The organism is Rhodococcus aetherivorans, assembly GCF_025722975.1.
GTDB classification, from domain to species: Bacteria; Actinomycetota; Actinomycetes; order Mycobacteriales; family Mycobacteriaceae; genus Rhodococcus; species Rhodococcus aetherivorans.
Genome location: NZ_CP106982.1, coordinates 2,482,561 through 2,499,726 on the forward strand (window position 1 = coordinate 2,482,561; position 17,166 = coordinate 2,499,726).

13 protein-coding genes and 1 pseudogene are annotated in these 17,166 nt (G+C 72.7%); 7 read left to right on the forward strand and 7 right to left on the reverse strand.

Annotated features, from left to right (window positions below; genetic code table 11):
* Positions 1 to 44 precede the first annotated feature (44 nt).
* On the forward strand, positions 45 to 1,250 hold the full coding sequence (locus OCS65_RS11235) for an aminotransferase-like domain-containing protein (protein WP_006939622.1): 1,206 nt from the start codon (positions 45 to 47) through the stop codon (positions 1,248 to 1,250).
* Between the two features lie 6 nt (positions 1,251 to 1,256).
* Here OCS65_RS11235 and glpK read toward each other — a convergent pair whose 3' ends face one another.
* Positions 1,257 to 2,771: a glycerol kinase GlpK gene (glpK, locus tag OCS65_RS11240; protein WP_006939621.1), complete on the reverse strand. Its 1,515-nt coding sequence runs from the start codon at positions 2,769 to 2,771 to the stop codon at positions 1,257 to 1,259.
* Between the two features lie 95 nt (positions 2,772 to 2,866).
* Between glpK and glpD the strand changes: the two genes are divergently transcribed.
* Positions 2,867 to 4,600, forward strand: coding sequence for a glycerol-3-phosphate dehydrogenase (glpD, locus tag OCS65_RS11245; RefSeq protein ID WP_006939620.1), 1,734 nt, complete (start codon positions 2,867 to 2,869; stop codon positions 4,598 to 4,600).
* A 60-nt stretch (positions 4,601 to 4,660) separates the two neighbouring features.
* Here the strand turns inward: glpD and OCS65_RS11250 are convergent, their stop codons facing one another.
* Positions 4,661 to 5,197: a hypothetical protein gene (locus OCS65_RS11250; RefSeq protein WP_006939619.1), complete on the reverse strand. Its 537-nt coding sequence runs from the start codon at positions 5,195 to 5,197 to the stop codon at positions 4,661 to 4,663.
* Between the two features lie 151 nt (positions 5,198 to 5,348).
* Here OCS65_RS11250 and OCS65_RS11255 point away from each other — a divergent pair.
* Together OCS65_RS11255 and OCS65_RS11260 are read left to right on the forward strand one after the other, a co-directional pair.
* Positions 5,349 to 5,912, forward strand: a pseudogene (locus OCS65_RS11255) (TetR/AcrR family transcriptional regulator); the annotation flags it as partial.
* A gap of 57 nt (positions 5,913 to 5,969) precedes the next feature.
* The gene (locus OCS65_RS11260) at positions 5,970 to 6,227 is read left to right on the forward strand and encodes a DUF7218 family protein (protein ID WP_029544682.1); all 258 of its coding nucleotides are present in this window, start codon (positions 5,970 to 5,972) and stop codon (positions 6,225 to 6,227) included.
* A 67-nt stretch (positions 6,228 to 6,294) separates the two neighbouring features.
* On the opposite strand, the gene OCS65_RS11265 is transcribed toward OCS65_RS11260, so the two are convergent.
* The 5 genes from OCS65_RS11265 to OCS65_RS11285 all read right to left on the reverse strand — a co-directional run bounded on the left by OCS65_RS11265 (position 6,295) and on the right by OCS65_RS11285 (position 15,221).
* The gene (locus OCS65_RS11265; RefSeq protein ID WP_168579827.1) at positions 6,295 to 7,089 is read right to left on the reverse strand and encodes an Fpg/Nei family DNA glycosylase; all 795 of its coding nucleotides are present in this window, start codon (positions 7,087 to 7,089) and stop codon (positions 6,295 to 6,297) included.
* Positions 7,089 to 11,606, reverse strand: a complete 4,518-nt coding sequence (locus OCS65_RS11270) for an ATP-dependent helicase (RefSeq protein WP_231772674.1) — start codon at positions 11,604 to 11,606, stop codon at positions 7,089 to 7,091. The genes OCS65_RS11265 and OCS65_RS11270 overlap by 1 nt, the downstream gene beginning before the upstream one ends.
* 95 nt (positions 11,607 to 11,701) lie before the next feature.
* On the reverse strand, positions 11,702 to 12,265 hold the full coding sequence (locus OCS65_RS11275; protein ID WP_050035479.1) for a hypothetical protein: 564 nt from the start codon (positions 12,263 to 12,265) through the stop codon (positions 11,702 to 11,704).
* A gap of 44 nt (positions 12,266 to 12,309) precedes the next feature.
* A complete protein-coding gene (locus OCS65_RS11280) occupies positions 12,310 to 13,680 on the reverse strand; it encodes an FAD-binding oxidoreductase (protein WP_198163431.1) in 1,371 nt (456 codons plus the stop codon).
* Positions 13,677 to 15,221: an AMP-binding protein gene (locus OCS65_RS11285; protein WP_065922381.1), complete on the reverse strand. Its 1,545-nt coding sequence runs from the start codon at positions 15,219 to 15,221 to the stop codon at positions 13,677 to 13,679. The genes OCS65_RS11280 and OCS65_RS11285 overlap by 4 nt, the downstream gene beginning before the upstream one ends.
* Positions 15,222 to 15,360: 139 nt before the next feature.
* Between OCS65_RS11285 and OCS65_RS11290 the strand changes: the two genes are divergently transcribed.
* From OCS65_RS11290 to OCS65_RS11300, 3 genes are read left to right on the forward strand one after another with little or no spacing between them, the layout of a single operon-like run.
* Positions 15,361 to 16,329, forward strand: a complete 969-nt coding sequence (locus OCS65_RS11290; RefSeq protein WP_065922382.1) for a hypothetical protein — start codon at positions 15,361 to 15,363, stop codon at positions 16,327 to 16,329.
* Positions 16,330 to 16,351: 22 nt separating this feature from the next.
* The gene (locus OCS65_RS11295) at positions 16,352 to 16,729 is read left to right on the forward strand and encodes a hypothetical protein (protein ID WP_065922383.1); all 378 of its coding nucleotides are present in this window, start codon (positions 16,352 to 16,354) and stop codon (positions 16,727 to 16,729) included.
* Positions 16,726 to 17,160: a pyridoxamine 5'-phosphate oxidase family protein gene (locus OCS65_RS11300; RefSeq protein ID WP_029544672.1), complete on the forward strand. Its 435-nt coding sequence runs from the start codon at positions 16,726 to 16,728 to the stop codon at positions 17,158 to 17,160. The genes OCS65_RS11295 and OCS65_RS11300 overlap by 4 nt, the downstream gene beginning before the upstream one ends.
* Positions 17,161 to 17,166: the final 6 nt, after the last annotated feature.

Consider the following 17,166-nt stretch of genomic DNA (forward strand, 5'->3'; position numbering starts at 1 on the left):
CCCGGGACGAAAGAGGTCTTCTCTCAACCCGTCCAGGAGTTCCCGTGTCCGTCGACGGCAGTATCCGCACCGCCCGCAGGTTGCGCGGCCTGCGCAGCTCCGCCATCCGTGATCTGCTCGCCCTGACCGCCCGACCGGACGTCCTCAGCCTCGCCGGCGGGCTCCCCGCGCCCGAGCTGCTGCCCACCGCGGAGATCGCCGACGCGGCCGCCACCGTGCTCCGTGACCCGGCTGCCGCCCAGTACGCCGCGACCTCCGGTCGCGGGGACCTGCGCGCCGTGCTCGCCGCGCGGGAGGGCGAGCGGCTCGGACGCGCCGTCCACCCGGACGAGGTCGTCGTCACCCACGGCTCCCAGCAGGCGCTGAGCCTGCTCGCTCAGGTGCTGCTCGACCCGGGTGACACGGTGATCGTCGAGGAGCCCGCGTACACCGGTGCGCTGCAGGTCTTCCACGCCGCCGAGGCCCGCGTGGTCCCGGTACCGCTCGACGACGACGGCATGGACACGGAGGCGCTCGAACGCCTCCTGGCGGCGGGGGAGCGGCCGGTGCTCGTGCACACCGTCGCCACGTTCCACAACCCGCGCGGGGTCGTGTTGTCCGCGGCTCGGCGCCGGCACCTCGCGGCCCTCGCCGACCGGTACGGATTCCGCGTCGTCGAGGACGATCCGTACGGCGAGCTGTGGTTCGGACAGGCACCTCCGGCGCCCGTCGCGTCCTGGTCGGACCGCGTCGTCCGGCTCTCGAGTGCCTCGAAGACCCTCGCCCCGGCATTACGGGTGGGCTGGCTGCACGGCGACCGGCGGCTGTGCGCGGCCGTGGAGCTGCTGAAACAGGGCGCCGATCTGTGCGGCTCGTCCCTGACCCAGGCGATCGCCGCCGCGCTCCTCGCCGACGGGCCCTGGTACGCCGGGCATCTCGACCGGCTCCGGGGCACCTACGGCGCCCGGGCCACGGCGCTGTCGACCGCCCTCGCCGCGGAGTTCGGCGACGCGGTCGTCTCCTCCGCCGTGCGCGGCGGCATGTTCACCTGGGTGCGGTTCGCCGGTGAGCTCGACACGGCCGAGTTGCTGCCCGTCGCGGCCGAGCACGGTGTCGCGTTCGTGCCGGGGACCGCCTTCGCGGTGTCCGGGGACCACGGTCGCACTGCACGGCTGTGCTTCGCCACCGCCGGGGAGGCCGACCTCGCCGAGGCGGCGCGCCGGCTCGGCCGCGCCGTGCGCGCCCTGCAGCACAGGACGGCCCGTGCGTAACGCGGCTCAGGCCCAGCCGTAGGTCCGCTCGACCGCCTTGTTCCACTCGGCGTAGAGCCGCTCCCGCTCGGCGGCGTCCATCTTCGGTTCCCAGGTGCGGCCGGCCGCCCAGTTGCGCCGGATGTCGTCCTCGCCGTCCCAGAAGCCGACCGCCAGGCCCGCCGCGTAGGCCGCGCCGAGCGCGGTGGTCTCGGCGACCACGGGCCGGACCACCGGGGCGCCGAGGATGTCCGATTGGAACTGCATCAGGGTTTCGTTGACGACCATCCCGCCGTCCACCTTCAGGGTGTGCAACTCGACGCCGGAGTCGGCGTGCATCGCCTCGATCACCTCGCGGGTCTGGTAGGCGGTCGCCTCGAGCGCGGCGCGCGCCAGGTGCCCCCGGTTGACGAAGCGGGTGAGCCCGGCGATCACGCCGCGCGCGTCGGGGCGCCACCGCGGCGCGAACAGGCCGGAGAACGCCGGCACGAAGTACGCGCCGCCGTTGTCGGGGACGGTCGCGGCGAGATCCTCGATCTCCGCGGCCGTGCGGATGAGCCCGAGATTGTCGCGCATCCACTGCACGAGCGACCCCGTGACCGCGATCGAACCCTCGAGGGCATACACCGCCGGGGCGTCGCCGACGCGGTAGCAGACGGTGGTCAGCAGCCCGTGCTCGCTCCGGACCGGCGTCGTCCCGGTGTTGAGGAGCAGGAAGTTCCCGGTCCCGTAGGTGTTCTTCGCCTCGCCCGGCGACAGGCACGCCTGGCCGAACGTCGCGGCCTGCTGGTCGCCGAGGATGCCCGCCACCGGGACGCCGGCGAGCGGCCCGCGTTCGCGGGCGTACCCGTAGATCTCCGACGAGCTGCGGATCTCCGGCAGCATCGACATCGGGATCCCGAAGTCCGCGCAGATGTCCGGATCCCATTGCAGCGTCTCGAGATTCATGAGCATCGTGCGAGAGGCGTTGGTGACGTCGGTGAGATGCACTCCCGGCTGCCGGTTGCCCGCGCCGGTGCCGCCGGTGAGGTTCCACAGGATCCAGCTGTCCACCGTCCCGAACGCGAGCTCGCCGGCCTCCGCCTTCTCCCGGGCGCCCTCGACGTTGTCGAGGATCCACCGCACCTTCGGGCCCGCGAAGTACGTCGACAGCGGCAGGCCCGTGGCCTTGCGATACCGGTCCACGCCCGCGTCGCCGGCGAGCTGCTCGACCAGGCGATCGGTGCGGGTGTCCTGCCACACGATCGCGTTGTGGACGGGCCGGCCGGTGGAGCGTTCCCACACGACCGTCGTCTCGCGCTGGTTGGTGATGCCGATCGCGGCGATGTCGGCGCGTGTCAGATCCGCCTTCGCCAGGGCCAGGGCGGCGACTTCGCGGGTGTTGAGCCACAGCGTTTCCGGATCGTGTTCCACCCAGCCGGCGCGGGGGAGGATCTGCTCGTGTTCGGTCTGGGCCCAGGCCACGATGCGGCCGTCGTGGTCGAAGATGATGCAGCGGCTCGACGTGGTCCCCTGATCGATCGCGGCGATGTATCGGGTCACGGCAACCTCTCCGGGCGTATGGTTCGGGACGGCAGTCTGCGGACGAACCTACTAGCCTGAGTGCGGAAACGTCGGCGACTCACGGGAGCGATGCGGTGACCAACCAACCAGGCGTCCAGATTCTCGGGCCGCAGCAGCGCCGTGACGCGTGGCGACGGCTCGGTTCGGAGCAGTTCGACGTGGTGGTCATCGGCGGCGGCGTCGTCGGCGCCGGTGCCGCCCTGGACGCCGCCACCCGCGGGTTGAAGGTCGCCCTCGTGGAGGCACGGGACTTCGCCTCCGGCACGTCGAGCCGCTCGTCGAAGATGTTCCACGGTGGGCTGCGGTATCTCGAGCAGCTCGAGTTCGGGCTCGTCCGCGAGGCGCTGCGGGAACGTGAGCTGTCGCTCTCGACGCTGGCGCCGCATCTGGTCAAGCCGTTGAAGTTCCTCTTCCCCCTCACCCACCGGGTGTGGGAGCGCCCGTACATTGCCGCGGGCATCTTCCTGTACGACCGGATGGGCGGCGCCAAGTCCGTGCCCGCGCAGAAACACCTGACCCGCTCCGCGGCGTTGCGCATGGCGCCCGGGCTCAAGCGCGACTCGCTCGTGGGCGGGATCCGGTACTACGACACCGTCGTCGACGACGCCCGTCACACCATGACCGTCGCCCGCACGGCCGCGCACTACGGCGCCGTGGTGCGGACCTCGACCCAGGTGGTCGGGTTCCTGCGCGAGGCCGACCGCGTCTCCGGCGTGCGGGTGCGCGACTCGGAGGACGGGTCGGTCACCGAGGTGAAGGGGCACGTGGTGATCAACGCCACGGGGGTGTGGACCGACGAGATCCAGGCCCTGTCCCGGCAGCGCGGCCGGTTCCGGGTGCGCGCCTCGAAAGGCGTGCACATCGTGGTGCCGCGCGACCGGATCGTCAGCGACTCGGCGATCATCCTGCGCACCGAGAAGTCGGTGCTGTTCGTGATCCCGTGGGGCAGCCATTGGATCATCGGCACCACCGACACCGATTGGAACCTCGACCTCGCCCACCCGGCCGCGACGAAGGCCGACATCGACTACATCCTCGACCACGTGAACCGGGTCCTGGTCGTCCCGCTGACCGACGACGACATCGACGGCGTGTACGCGGGCCTGCGGCCGCTGCTGGCCGGGGAGAGCGACGAGACGTCGAAGCTGTCGCGCGAGCACGCCGTCGCCCGGGTCGCACCCGGCCTCGTGGCGATCGCCGGCGGCAAGTACACCACCTACCGCGTGATGGCCGAGGACGCCGTCGACCTGGCGGCCGAGGACATCCCCGCGCGGATCGCCCCGTCCATCACCGAGCGGGTGCCGCTGGTGGGTGCCGACGGCTATTTCGCGCTCGTGAACCAGACGATGCAGCTCGCCGAGCGGTACGGCCTGCACCCGTACCGGGTCAAGCATCTGCTCGACCGGTACGGGTCGCTGATCGACGAGATGCTGGAACTGGCGGCCGACCGTCCCGAGCTGCTCGAGCCGCTCACGGATGCGCCGCAGTACCTGCAGGTGGAGGTCGTGTACGCGGCGGCCGCGGAGGGAGCGCTGCATCTCGAGGACATCCTCGCCCGCCGCACCCGCATCTCCATCGAGTACCCGCACCGCGGCGTGCACTGCGCCGAGCAGACGGCCCGCCTGGTCGCCCCCGTCCTCGGCTGGGATGCCGCGACGGTGGAGCAGGAGATTGCGACCTACCGGGCCCGGGTCGAAGCGGAGATCCGCTCGCAGAGCCGGCCCGACGACGAGTCCGCCGATGCGCTGCGGGCCGCCGCCCCGGAGGCCCGCGCGGAGATCCTCGAGCCGGTCCCGACGGGCGTCTGAGGCGCCACCGGCGCGCGTCCCAGCCCTGTCGGTGGCCGGGAAGGTCAGTGGCCGGGAAGGTCAGTGGGTCAGGATGACCTTGACGAGCACCACGGTCGCGGCAACCGCGGTGAGTGCGACGGCACTCACCAGTGAGGTCCGCCCCGGCCGCTCCCCGTTGAGGCGGCCGATGACGAAGACGATGCCACCGATCCGCAGCAGCACGGCGACCTCGGCGAGCAGCTGGGCCGTGCGCGGCTCGAGCCAGCCCAGCCAGCCGAGTCCCAGGATCACGCACGGCAGGACCGCCGAACTCAGGATCGGCACCGAATTGCGCAGTTCGGCGATCTTCTCCGCCCGGGTCAGCGGGGTCCCCTGGCGCACGGTGTGCCCGACCGCCTCGGCGAACGCGTGGGCGACGAACGTCGACAGCGCCGTACCGAGCACGATCGCGATGCCGACGTACTTCGGGCCGGTGATGATCGGTACCAGCGCCGCGAGCACCAGGACGTTGCCGTAGATGTAGGCGCTGATACGGCTGGCGGCGTTGTCCCGGTCCAGAGGTGTGCGCCGGGAGAACAACGGACCGTGCAGGAGCGCGTGGGCATCGGAGTCCATGCCGACAAGGGTGACAGACGGCGGTCGTACGGAGCCTGCGACCGCACACATCCGCTGCGTCCGGGCCGCGGCGTAGGATCCGACGACGCAGGTGGTCGACGACGGGATCGCGGTGGTGGAGAGGGTGCGACGGCGCTGGGGCGGCACCGACATGGCGGAACGCCGGCGGGCACGCCGCGACGCGCTGCTCTCGGTGGGCATCGATCTGCTCGGCGCGCCCGAGGGGCCGGCGGTCAACGTGCGCGCCGTGTGCCGGGCGGCCGGACTGACGGAACGGTACTTCTACGAAAGCTTCGACGACCGGGACGCGTTCGTGCGCGCCGTGTATGCCGCCGTCGGCGAACGGGTGCGCACGGCGCTGGAGGCCGCGGTCGGTACGGCCCCGCGACCGGGGGATCTTCCCGAGGCGGCGGTCCGGGCCTTCGTCGAGCTGATCGTCGACCGCCCGGCCCTGGGCCGGGTGCTGCTGCTCGGCCCGCTGCGGGAGCCGTCGCTCGGTGGTCAGGGACTCGACCTCGCTCCCACGTTCGTGCTGCTCGTCCAGCAGCAGCTCACGGCGATCGCCGACCGCGAGGAGCGGCACATGGTGGCGGTCGGGCTCGTCGGGGCGCTGACGAGCCTGTTCATCGGCTATCTGGACGGCACCGTCGCGGTGTCGCCGGAGCGGTTGGTGCGGCACTGCGTGGGCCTGCTCGTCCAGGCCGGAAGTGTAGGGCCGCAGGCGGAGGGGTATCCGCGAGACGACGGCACGCTCGACGAAGGGAGGGGCATCATGCCCAGGTCGTCGATCAAGGACGAGAAGCTGTATCAGGAACTGCGCGACGACGGCGCCTCCAAGGAGAAGGCCGCCCGGATCTCGAACGCGGCGGCGAAGCGCGGCCGGTCCTCCGTCGGCCACAAGGGCGGTACGTCGGGGTCCTACGAGGACTGGACCGTCGACGAGTTGAAGAAGAGGGCCAAGGAGCTCGGGATCTCGGGCTACTCGTCCAAGCGCAAGGGCGAGCTCATCGACGCGCTGCGCAACCACTGAGCTGCGCAACCACCGAGCTGCGCAACCACCGAGCTGCGGGACGACCGAGCCGGCGGGACGCGCCGGCTCAGCCGTCCCCGTCGCGCGGCTGACAGTGAGGGCACCAGTCGATCTTGCGATCCGGGTCGCTCGCCGACCCCAGCATGCCGGTCCGGATCGTGGTTCCGCACCGGCGGCACGGCTTGCCCGCGCGTCCGTATACCCATGTGCCCCGGCCGGGCCGGCGGTCGCCGGTGGTGATCCGGCTGACGCGGTCCCGGTTGAACACCAGCAGGCGGTGCGCCAGATCGACCCAGGCGGCCGCATCTCCCGCGTCCGCGACCGGTGTCGACGGGTGCACGCCCCGCAGGAAGCACAGCTCGCACCGGTACACGTTGCCCACCCCGGCCATCACCCGTTGATCGAGCAGCGCCAGACCGACGGGTCGGCCCGGATCGCGCATCAGGTTCGCGGCGGCGGCTGCCGGGTCCCAGTCCGGGCCGAGCAGATCGGGTCCCAGGTGTCCCACGGCCTCCTCCTCGCGGTCGTGGTCCAGCACCTCGACGATCCCGAGGTCGAAGCCCACGGCCTCGGCGTCCGCGACCGCGAGCACGATCCTGGCGTGATATCCCTGACGGCGCCAGCGGGTCCCGGGCGCGTGGACGTCCCATACCCCCTCCATCTTCAGGTGGGTGTGGAGGGTGTGCGCACCGACGCGGATCAGAAGATGCTTGCCCCGGGCGAGCACCTCGTCGACCACGGTGCCGGTCAGATCGACCGTCGCGTACCGGGGCACGCGGATGTCGCAGCGCGTCAACGGCTTTCCCGCGAGGGCGCGGCGCAGCCGGGTGGCCGCCTGGAAGACGGTGTCGCCCTCGGGCATCAGGCCCTCAACCGGAAACCGCGGGGGGTGGCCGAGAAGCCGGCCTCGGCGAGGAATTCCGCGAACAGGTGACCGTGAATGGAACTGCCGTCGACCTTCTCGACGACGAGCGTGTCGAGGCCCCCGCCCTTGACCGACCCGGCCAGTGACGCGCACGCACCGCGGAGTGTCCCCGGGTCCTCGGTGAACGTCAGTACCGTGCGGCCGCCGCGTTCGACGAACAGACCCAGCTCGCCGTCGACGAGCACCACCAGCCCCCCGGCCTTGCGGCCGGGGCGGTGCCGCGGCGAGTCCTCGGGCGCCGCCGACTTCGGCCAAGGCAGTGCCGCGCCGTACGGGTTCGCCGGGTCGCACGCGGCCAGCGTCACCGCGGGTGTGCCGGTGTGGCGGCCCTCGAGCGACTCGCCGTAGGACCGCAACCGGTCCACGACCTCCGGGGTGGAGAACTGCGCACCGCCGAGCGTGTCGACGAAGTAGCCGCGGCGGCACCGCCCCGTCTCCTCGAACCGGCTCAGTACCTTGTACATCAGAGCGAAGCCGCCCGGCACGCCCTCGGCGACGACCGCGCCGCGGGTGACCACACCGTAGCGCTCGAGCAGCAGGTCCGCGGCGGCGTGGGCGCGCACTGTCGGATCGGTTTCCCGGTCGGGCAGCAGCGACCACCGCCCACCGACCGTCGGTGGCCCGGTCCGGCTCGGCAGCGCCGGACGGCCGCGGTACATCCGGGCGCGCGGGGCGCGTCGGGGCGTGCGGTGCGCGGGGGTCGCGCGGGAGGTGTCGCCGACGAGGGCGCGCAGCGCGGCCGGCGTGTCCCCCGAGACGAGGCCGGCCCACACGAGATCCCACAGTGCCGAGGCGGTTTCCGTGTCGGTGGTGCCGAGGGCCTCGGTGAGCTGACGGAAGAAGAACGCCCCGCCGCCCGCGAGCGTGTCCAGGATGCCGCGGTGGACGTCGGTCTGTTCGATCTCGGCCGCCGGCGCGAGGGTCAGGGGGGCGGTGTCGGTCAGGTGCAGCGACACCCAGCCGTCCTTGCCGGAGATCTGCCCCGACCCCGCCCACAGCACCTCGCCCGTCGTGGTGAGTTCGTCGAGCATCGCGGGGGAGTAGTCCCGCACCCGCGGCGCGAGGATCAGCGGCTCGAGAGCGCTCGCCGGCACCGGCACCCCGGCCAGTTGCTCGACGACCGCGGCCACCCCGTCCACCCCGCGCAGGCCGCCGCCCACGTGCTGCCACGCCGGCAGGAACCGGCCGAGGGTGGCGGTGCCGACCGGCTCCACCTCGTGTCGTGCCGCCGCGAGCGACCGTCGCCGCAGCCGCCGCAGCACCTCGGTGTCGCACCACTCGGCGCCCGTCGTGCCGGGCCGGAACTCACCTGCGCTGACCCGCTTCTCGGCGGCCAGCCGGTGCAGCACGTCCTGCACCACCGCGGTGCCGAGCCCGAACCGGGCCGCCGCCTCCGCCGCGGTGAACGGGCCGTGGGTGCGGGCGTACCGGCCGATCAGGTCGCCCAGCGGATCGGGCACCGGCTCGACGAACGCCGTCGGCACGCCGATCGGCAACGGCACCCCGAGCGCGTCCCGGAGACGCGAGGCGTCCTCGATGGCCGACCACCGCTCGTGGCCGGCGAAGGACACCTTCAGCACCCGTCGCTGCGCATCCAGCTCGTCGAGCCATGCGGCGGGATCGGCCGTGGTGCGCTCGGCGATCTCGGTCTCGGTCAGCGGGCCGAGCAGCCGGAGCAGGTCCGCGACACCTTCGGCGTCGCGGGCCTTGCGGTCCGGGGCCAGGTGCTGCAGCTCCAGTTCGGCCCGGGCAATGACGTCGGCGTCGAGCAGTTCCCGCAGCTCCACACGCCCGAGCAGTTCGGCGAGCAGTGTCGAGTCCAGCGACAGGGCCGCGGCACGCCGTTCTGCCAGGGGGCTGTCGCCCTCGTACATGAACGCGCCGACGTAGTCGAACAGCAGTGAGGTCGCGAACGGTGACGCGGTGGCCGTCTCGACCTCCACGATGCGGACCTGCCGCCGGGCGACGCGGCCGAGCAGGTCCCGCAGGGCGGGCAGGTCGTAGACGTCCTGCAGGCATTCCCGCACCGTCTCGAGCAGGATCGGGAAGGTTGGGTAGCGACGGGCCACGTCGAGCAGCTGCGCCGAGCGCTGCCGCTGCTGCCACAGCGGCGCCCGCTTGCCGGGCGTGCGCCGCGGCAGCAGCAGTGCCCGCGCCGCGCACTCCCGGAAGCGGGAGGCGAACAGCGCCGAGCCGCCCACCTGCTCGGTGACCAGGTCCTCGATCTCGTCGGTGTCGAAGGCGAACACCTCCGCGCCGGGCGGGGCATCCTCGGTGTCGGGGAGCCGGACGATGATGCCGTCGTCCGAGGCCGTGGGCGCGGCCTCGACGCCGTACCGGTCGAGCAGCCGTGCGCCCACGGCGAGCGCCCACGGCGCGTGCACGCGCATCCCGTACGGGGAGTGCAGCACGAGGCGCCAGTCGCCGAGTTCGTCGCGGAACCGCTCGACCACCAGGGTCCGGTCGGTGGGCAGGTGGCCGGTGGCGTTGCGCTGCTCCTCGAGCAGCCGTGTCAGGTTGGCGGTCGCGTTGTCGTCGAGGCCGCCGCGACGGCACCGGGCGGCGGCGTCCTCCGGATCGGCGTGCCCCAGTTCGCGCACGAACGCCCCCAGGGCGGCGCCGAGTTCGGCCGGGCGGCCGACTCCGTCACCGTGCCAGAACGGCAGCCTGCCGGGCTGCCCGTAGGCGGGGGAGACCAGCACCCGGTCGAAGGTGATCTCCTCGATGCGCCAGCTCGTCGCGCCGAGCGCGAACACGTCGCCCACCCGGGACTCGTACACCATCTCCTCGTCGAGTTCTCCGACCCGGGTGGCCTTCTCGCCGACCATGTACACGGTGAACAGGCCGCGGTCGGGGATCGTGCCGCCCGAGGTGACGGCCAGCCGCTGCGCGCCCGGCCGGCCGGTGAGGGTGCCGGCGGTGCGATCCCACACCACCCGGGGCCGCAGCTCGGCGAACTCGTCCGACGGGTACCGCCCGGCCAGCAGGTCCAGCGTCGACTCGTACGCCGAGCGGGGCAGCGTCGCGAAGGAGCCGCTGCGCCGCACCGTGTCGAACCACTCGTCCACGTCGAGCGGCTCGAGGGCGACCGCGGCGACGGTCTGCTGGGCGAGCACGTCCAGCGGGTTGGCCGGCACCTGCAGGGCCTCGATGTGCCCGCCCACCATCCGTTCGACCGTGACCGCGCAGTGCACCAGGTCGGTGCGGTGCTTGGGGAACAGCACCCCGCGGGAGACCTCGCCCACCTGGTGGCCCGCCCGCCCGACGCGCTGCAGTCCGCTCGCCACCGACGGTGGTGCCGACACCTGGATCACGAGGTCGACCGCACCCATGTCGATGCCGAGTTCGAGGCTCGAGGTGGCGACGACGCAGCGCAGCCGCCCGGACTTCAGGTCGTCCTCGATCAGCGCCCGCTGGTCCTTGCTCACCGAGCCGTGGTGCGCCCGCGCCAGCAGCGGCTGCGCGCCGAACGCGACCTCGGTGGGCGCCCCGATCTGCGCCGGGGGCGGGGGCCGGCGGTCCACCGCCTCCCCCTCGCGTTCGGCGTGGATCTCGTTGAGCCGGGCCGTCAACCGCTCGGCGAGGCGGCGGGAGTTGGCGAACACGATGGTGGAACGGTGCGCGACGATGAGGTCGACGATCTGCTCCTCGACGTGCGGCCAGATCGACCCGGCCTGCGGAACCCCCGGCATCCCGTCGTCCGAGGGTTCCGGCTGCACGCCCAGTTCGGTCATGTCCTCGACGGGCACCCGCACCGTGAGATCCCACGTCTTGGCGGACGGCGGGGCGACGATGCGGATCGGCGCGGTCCCGGCGAGGAACCGGCCCACCTCCTCGTGCGGGCGCACCGTCGCCGACAGGCCGATCCGCTGCGCCGGCCGCCCGAGCAGCAGATCGAGCCGTTCGAGAGAAAGAGCAAGGTGCGCACCGCGTTTCGTTCCGGCGACGGCGTGCACCTCGTCGACGATGACGGTCTCCACGCCGGCGAGCGTCTCGCGCGCCGCGGAGGTGAGCATGAGGAACAGCGACTCGGGGGTGGTGATGAGGATGTCCGGCGGGGTGCGGATCAGGGCGCGCCGGTCCGCCGCCGACGTGTCGCCCGAGCGTACGCCGACGGTGATCTCCGGCGGCTCGAGGCCGAGCCGCCGCGCGGTCTGGGTGATGCCGACCAGCGGCGAGCGCAGGTTCCGTTCCACGTCCACCGCGAGGGCCTTGAGCGGGGAGACGTAGAGCACGCGGGTGCCGGAGTGCTCGGTCGGGGTGGCCGCGAGGCGGTCGAGCGACCACAGGAACGCCGAGAGTGTCTTACCCGACCCGGTGGGGGCCACCACCAGGGTGTGCGCGCCGGACGAGATCGACTCCCAGGCCCCGAGCTGCGCGGCGGTCGGGGCCTCGAACGCGCCCGCGAACCACTGCCGGGTGGGCTCGGAGAAACGGGTCAGGACGTCGGTCACCGTTCCATGGTGCACCGCCGGTACGACACGCCGGAGGTTTCCCGGACGCCGCGCTCGTGCCGGTGGCCCCCGGCCGGCGGGTCGGGGGCCGGACGTCAGTCGGCCAGCGCGAACCGAGCGAGCTGCGCGCAGTGGTGAGCCGACCATCGGCACTTGCCGTTGCGCATCACGCGTCCGACGAGTGCGGCGGCGGCCGGCTCCCACGGCACGGCGGCGAACTGCGCGCGGCTGGCGGGTCCGTCGGACCAGCCGATCGACACGACCGGCCCGTCGGGGCGGAACCGCAGGTCCGAGTGGGCCGCCGCGAGCACGTCCACGCTCGTTCCGGCGGCCGCCTCGAGGTCGTCGACGGCCACGGTGACCCGGCCGCCGATCCGGCGGGGCTGCGCCGCCGGGGCCTCCACGTACAGCCCCGCGGCCTCGATCGCGCCGACGTGCACGCTCACCAGCGGTTCCGCCTCGATGGAGCCGTCGTGCGGCGGCAGGCACACCACCGACCAGTACTCGCGTTCACTCATCCTCGGGTTGGGCACCGCGGCGCGCACGTAGTCGCGCAGCCAGGCTGTCGCCGTGGCGAACTCCGGGTACTGCTCGAACGTCCGGTAGCGGGTGTCGCGCAGCGGCAGGCCCGCCGGCGACAAGGGCGTACGGGCGTTCACTGGATTCGGTCCTCACGCACGCGGCCACCGTACTCGATCTTGCTTCAGAGGATGACGCCCGGATTGAGGATGGATTCCGGGTCGAGCGCCGCCTTGATCCGCCGGGTCAGGGCCATCACGTCGGGACCCACCTGATCCGGCAGCCACGCCTTCTTCAGCCGGCCCACCCCGTGCTCCCCGGTGATGGTGCCGCCCAGCGCGATCGCCAGGTCCATGATCTGCCCGAAGGCCACGTGCGCGCGGGCCGTCTGGTCGGCGTCGGCGGGGTCGTACACGATCAGCGGATGAGTGTTGCCGTCGCCGGCGTGCGCGATCACCGCCACCGTCACCGCATTGCGGTCGGCGATCTCGGCGACACCCCCGACCAGTGCCGGCAGGGCCGGCAGGGGCACGCCGACATCCTCGAGCAGCAGGCTGCCGGTCCGTTCGACCGCCGGGATGGCCATCCGCCGCGCCGCCGCGAACGCCTCGCCCTCCTCGGGGTCGTCGGTCGAGAACACCTCCTCGGCACCGGCGTCCTCGCACGCCCGCACCATCGTCGCGATCTCCTGCGCCGAGGCCGTGCCCGGCGCGTCGGACCGGGCGATGAGCATCGCCTCGGTGTCGCGGTCCAGTCCCATGTGTAGCGCGTCCTCGACCGCATTGATCGAGGCGCGGTCCATGAACTCGAGCATCGCCGGGCGCAACGTGGCCGTCACGGCCAGCACCGCGTCGGCCGCGGCCTGGACCGAGCCGAACGTGGCGACCATCGTCGATGCCGGCGGTTGCGGCGGGAGGAGCCGCAGGGTCACCTCGGTGATGATGCCGAGGGTGCCCTCGCTGCCGACGAACAGCTTGGTCAGCGACAGGCCCGCCACGTCCTTGAGGCGGGGTCCGCCGAGCCGCACCGCGGTGCCGTCGGCGAGCACCACCTCGAGGCCGAGGACGTAGTCCGTGGTGACGCCGTACTTCACGCAGCACAGCCCCCCGGCGTTGGTCGCCGCGTTGCCGCCGATCGTGCACATCTCGAACGAGGACGGGTCGGGCGGATACCACAGCCCGTGCTCGGCCGCGGCCCGCTTGACCTCGGCGTTGAGCAGTCCCGGCTGGACGACCGCCGTGCGGGTGACCGGGTCCACGGTGATCGCCCGCATCCGCTCGGTGCTCAGCACGATCCCGCCCGGCACCCCGCCCGCCCCGCCGGACAGGCTGGTGCCCGCGCCGCGCGGCACCACGGGCACCCGGTGGGCGCTCGCCCACCGAAGTGTGGCTTGCACGTCCGCCGTGCGCGTGGCCCGCACGACCGCGCGCGGCACCGCCGCGTCCGGATCGCGGGCCCAGTCCTGCCGGTACCCGGCGAGCAGGTCCGGATCGGTGATCAGCGCGCCGGCCGGGAGCTGGTTGGCGAGTTCGGCGAGATCGGCGGACACGGTCAGCCTGCCGGGGTGAGGTAGCGGGCGCGCAGCTTGTGTTTGACGAGCTTGCCGGTGGGCGTGCGCGGCAGGTCGTCGGAGAAGTCGATGCTGCGCGGCGCCTTGAAGTGGGAGACGCGCTCGCGGACGAAGTCGAGGAGCTCGCGCTCGACCTCGGGTCCGGGCTCGACGCCGTCGGCGAGCTGGACGACGGCCTTGACCTCCTCGCCCATCTCCTCGTTGGGGACCCCGATCACCGCGACGTCGTACACCTTGGGGTGCAGGGTGAGGACGTTCTCCGATTCCTGCGGGTAGATGTTCACGCCGCCGGAGATGATCGTGAACGCGGCCCGGTCGGTGAGGTACAGGTAGCGCTCCTCGTCGAGGTATCCGATGTCGCCGCTGGTGGTCCAGGTCGGATGATCGGGGTGCGTCGCCTCCTCGGTCTTCTCCGGGTCGTTGTGGTACTCGAACGGCCGCTCGTCGCGCTCCCACCACACCGTGCCGGTGGCACCGACCGGCAGCTCGGCGCCGCTGTCGTCGCAGATGTGGACGACGCCCATCACGCCGTCGCGACCCACGGATCCGGGGTGCTCGAGCGCCTGCTCCGAGTCGATGAACGTGGCCCCGGCGCCCTCGGTGGAGGCGTAGTACTCGTACACGATCGGGCCCCACCACTCGATCATGGCGCGCTTGATCTCCGGCGGGCACGGCGCCGCTGCGTGGATGGCGACCTTCAGGCTCGACATGTCGTACTTGCCGCGCACCTCCTCGGGGAGCTTGAGCATCCGCACGAACATCGTCGGCACCCACTGGCTGTGGGTGACGCGGTAACGCTCGATCAGGGCGAGCGCCTCCTCCGGCTCGAACCGGTCCATGAGGACCACCGTGCCCCCGACGGACTGCACCACTCCGCAGAAGCGAAGCGGCGCAGCGTGATACAGCGGGGCCGGGCACAGGTACACCGACTCGGCATCGAAGCCGTACATCGGGGCGAACACCGCCGTGTAGGGGTCCGGGACGTCCTGGACCTGCCCCTCGGGCAGCTTCGGCTTGATGCCCTTGGGCCGGCCGGTGGTACCCGAGGAGTAGAGCATGTCCTGACCACGCGGCTGCGACTCCAGCGGCGAGGCATCGAATGCCGCGAGCGCGTGGGCGTAGTCGTCGAAGCCGGGCAGTGCACCGCCGTACACGAGCCGGCGGATCACGTTCGGGTAGGCCCCGGAACGGGTGTCGATCGCGGTCGCCGCGCCCGCCGAGGCGAGGAGCACCTTCGCGCCGCAGTCGTTGACCACGTAGGCGGCCTCGGCGGGGGTGAGGTGCCAGTTGACCACCGTGACGTACAGGCCGGAACGCAGCGCCGCCCAGTAGACCTCCATCACCCGCAGGTCGTTGTCCGAGATCAGCGCGATGTGGTCGCCCCGCTCGAGGCCGGCGGCGCGCAGGTATTTCGCGAGGCGGACGGAGCTCTCGTCGAGCTGCCGGTAGGTGAGCGACTCCCCGGTGGCGGGCCGCACGATAGCGGGCTTGTCGGGGGTCGTGGCGACGAAGTTCCCAGGAAACATGCCCCTTGGTCTACCACAGCTGTGGCCCGGGTCACGTGAGCCGAGAGGCGCTCGGCGCAACTGCTCGACCGGCCCGTCCGCTCGGCGTACCCTCACCCGCACGTGAACGGCACCGGAGCATGCGGACAGGAGGGACGACGTGGCGCTCGCTCTCGAGAAGGACCGCCTGGTGGTCGAGTTCCCCGAGGTGCACGCCGCCGCCCGCATGGCCGTCTCGTTCCACCGCACCCTGCGGGTGCCGGACGACGGCAACACCTACCCGTTGCCGCCCGGCCTGGGACGGTTCCCGCTGCGGACCGTCGCCGGACTCGAGGACGCCCGGATACCGGACTCGTGGCGGTCCCGCGGCGGACTGGTGATGCCGATGTGGCAGTCGGAGGCGTGCTGGCTCGGGTTCGAGTCCCGGTACCCGTTCCTGGTGAAGGTCGCCGCCGGGGACGTCGACGCGCTCACCGGCGAAACCTGGTCGCCGGTGCCGGACTTCGAACGCGAGGACTACCTCGAGGTGCCGGCGCAACCGTGGCTCGACGGCTTCGTCGTGGCGCAGGGGCGGGTGCGCCAGTTCGTCGCGATGCCACTCGGTTCCGGCTACAGCGTCGAGGAGCAGCTGCGGTCCGGGCCGGCGCAGGGCGGGGTCCGCATCGCGGCGTACCCCATGCGGGCGCGACGATGGGAGGAACGTGCCGAGTTCGACGCCCGCCGTCCGATGCACTCCTTCGCGCCGGCCGCGGCCATGGGGCTCGGTGCCGGCGGGTCCGTCGAGCAGGGCGTCGCCACCCCGGTCGAACCGCACGATGCGTGGGACCTCGACCACCGCTCGGTCGTCGACGTGCACCTGGTGAACAGCGAGCAGTGGCGCACGGTCACCGGGGAGGACCCACCGACCCGGCCCCTGGTCGCCGCCGACTACACCGGGCGCGGATTCCCGTGGTTCGAGCTCTACGACGAGACCGTCGCGCGGCAGGGGGCGCAGCCGCTCGCGGACGTCGACACGGTTGCCGACGTCGGGCGGCGCCGCGGGGAGCCGTTGCCCGGCAACGAGACCGTCACGGTGCCCGAACCGATCCGGATCCGGCCGGCCCCGCGCGATCCCGGCCGCCGCGGATGATCCGGAGGTATCGTCTGTCGGCATGGGGCGGATCACCCAGCGCGTCGAACCGGAATCGCTTGCCGGCAGGCTGCTCGAGCACGGTCGGGCGGCGGTCGCGTTCGACGACGCCGGTGCGGTCACTGCGCTGCCCGCGCGGGTCCGGCGACGCGACGGCGAGTTGTGGGTCGGTGTGCCGCGGGAGTCGGTGCCGCCGTCGGCCGGTCTCGACCGGGTCACCGTCCTGCTCGACGACGGCGAATTCTGGTTCGAGCTGCGGGCGGTGAACTGGCGCGGACGCCTCGCCGCGGCGGATGCCCCCGCCCCCGACGGTCGCGAGGACCTCGCCTGGTTCGTGTTCACGCCCCGGCGGGCCACCGCGTGGGACTACGCGACCCTGCACGAGGAGCGGGACGCGTGAAGGCGGACGACGCCGTCGTGCGCGACTTCCTCGACCGTGCCCTCGTCGCGCGCCTGGCAACCCGCTCCCCGAAGGGCGCGGCGGCCCTGGCCCCGCTGTGGTTCGTGCAGGTCGACGGCCGGTTGTACTTCGGCACCGGTCGCAGCACCGTGGCGGCGCGCAACGCGGCCGCGAATCCCGACGTCGTGGTGCTGCTCGACGACGGCGAGCGGGGACCCGTCCTGCGGCTGCACGGCCGGGCCACCGTGCGGCCGGGCGGGCCACCGGCGGCCGTCATGGCCCGCTTCGGCCGGAAGTACTACCTGGCCGGGTGGCGCTCGGAACTGTCCCACGCGCGGAGCTGGCTCCTGCGTACGCGGTACTACGGCCGGACCGAACCGGCCACGATCGTCGTCGAGCCGGGGGAGGCCGAGCTGCTGCGGCGGCCCTGAGGGGTG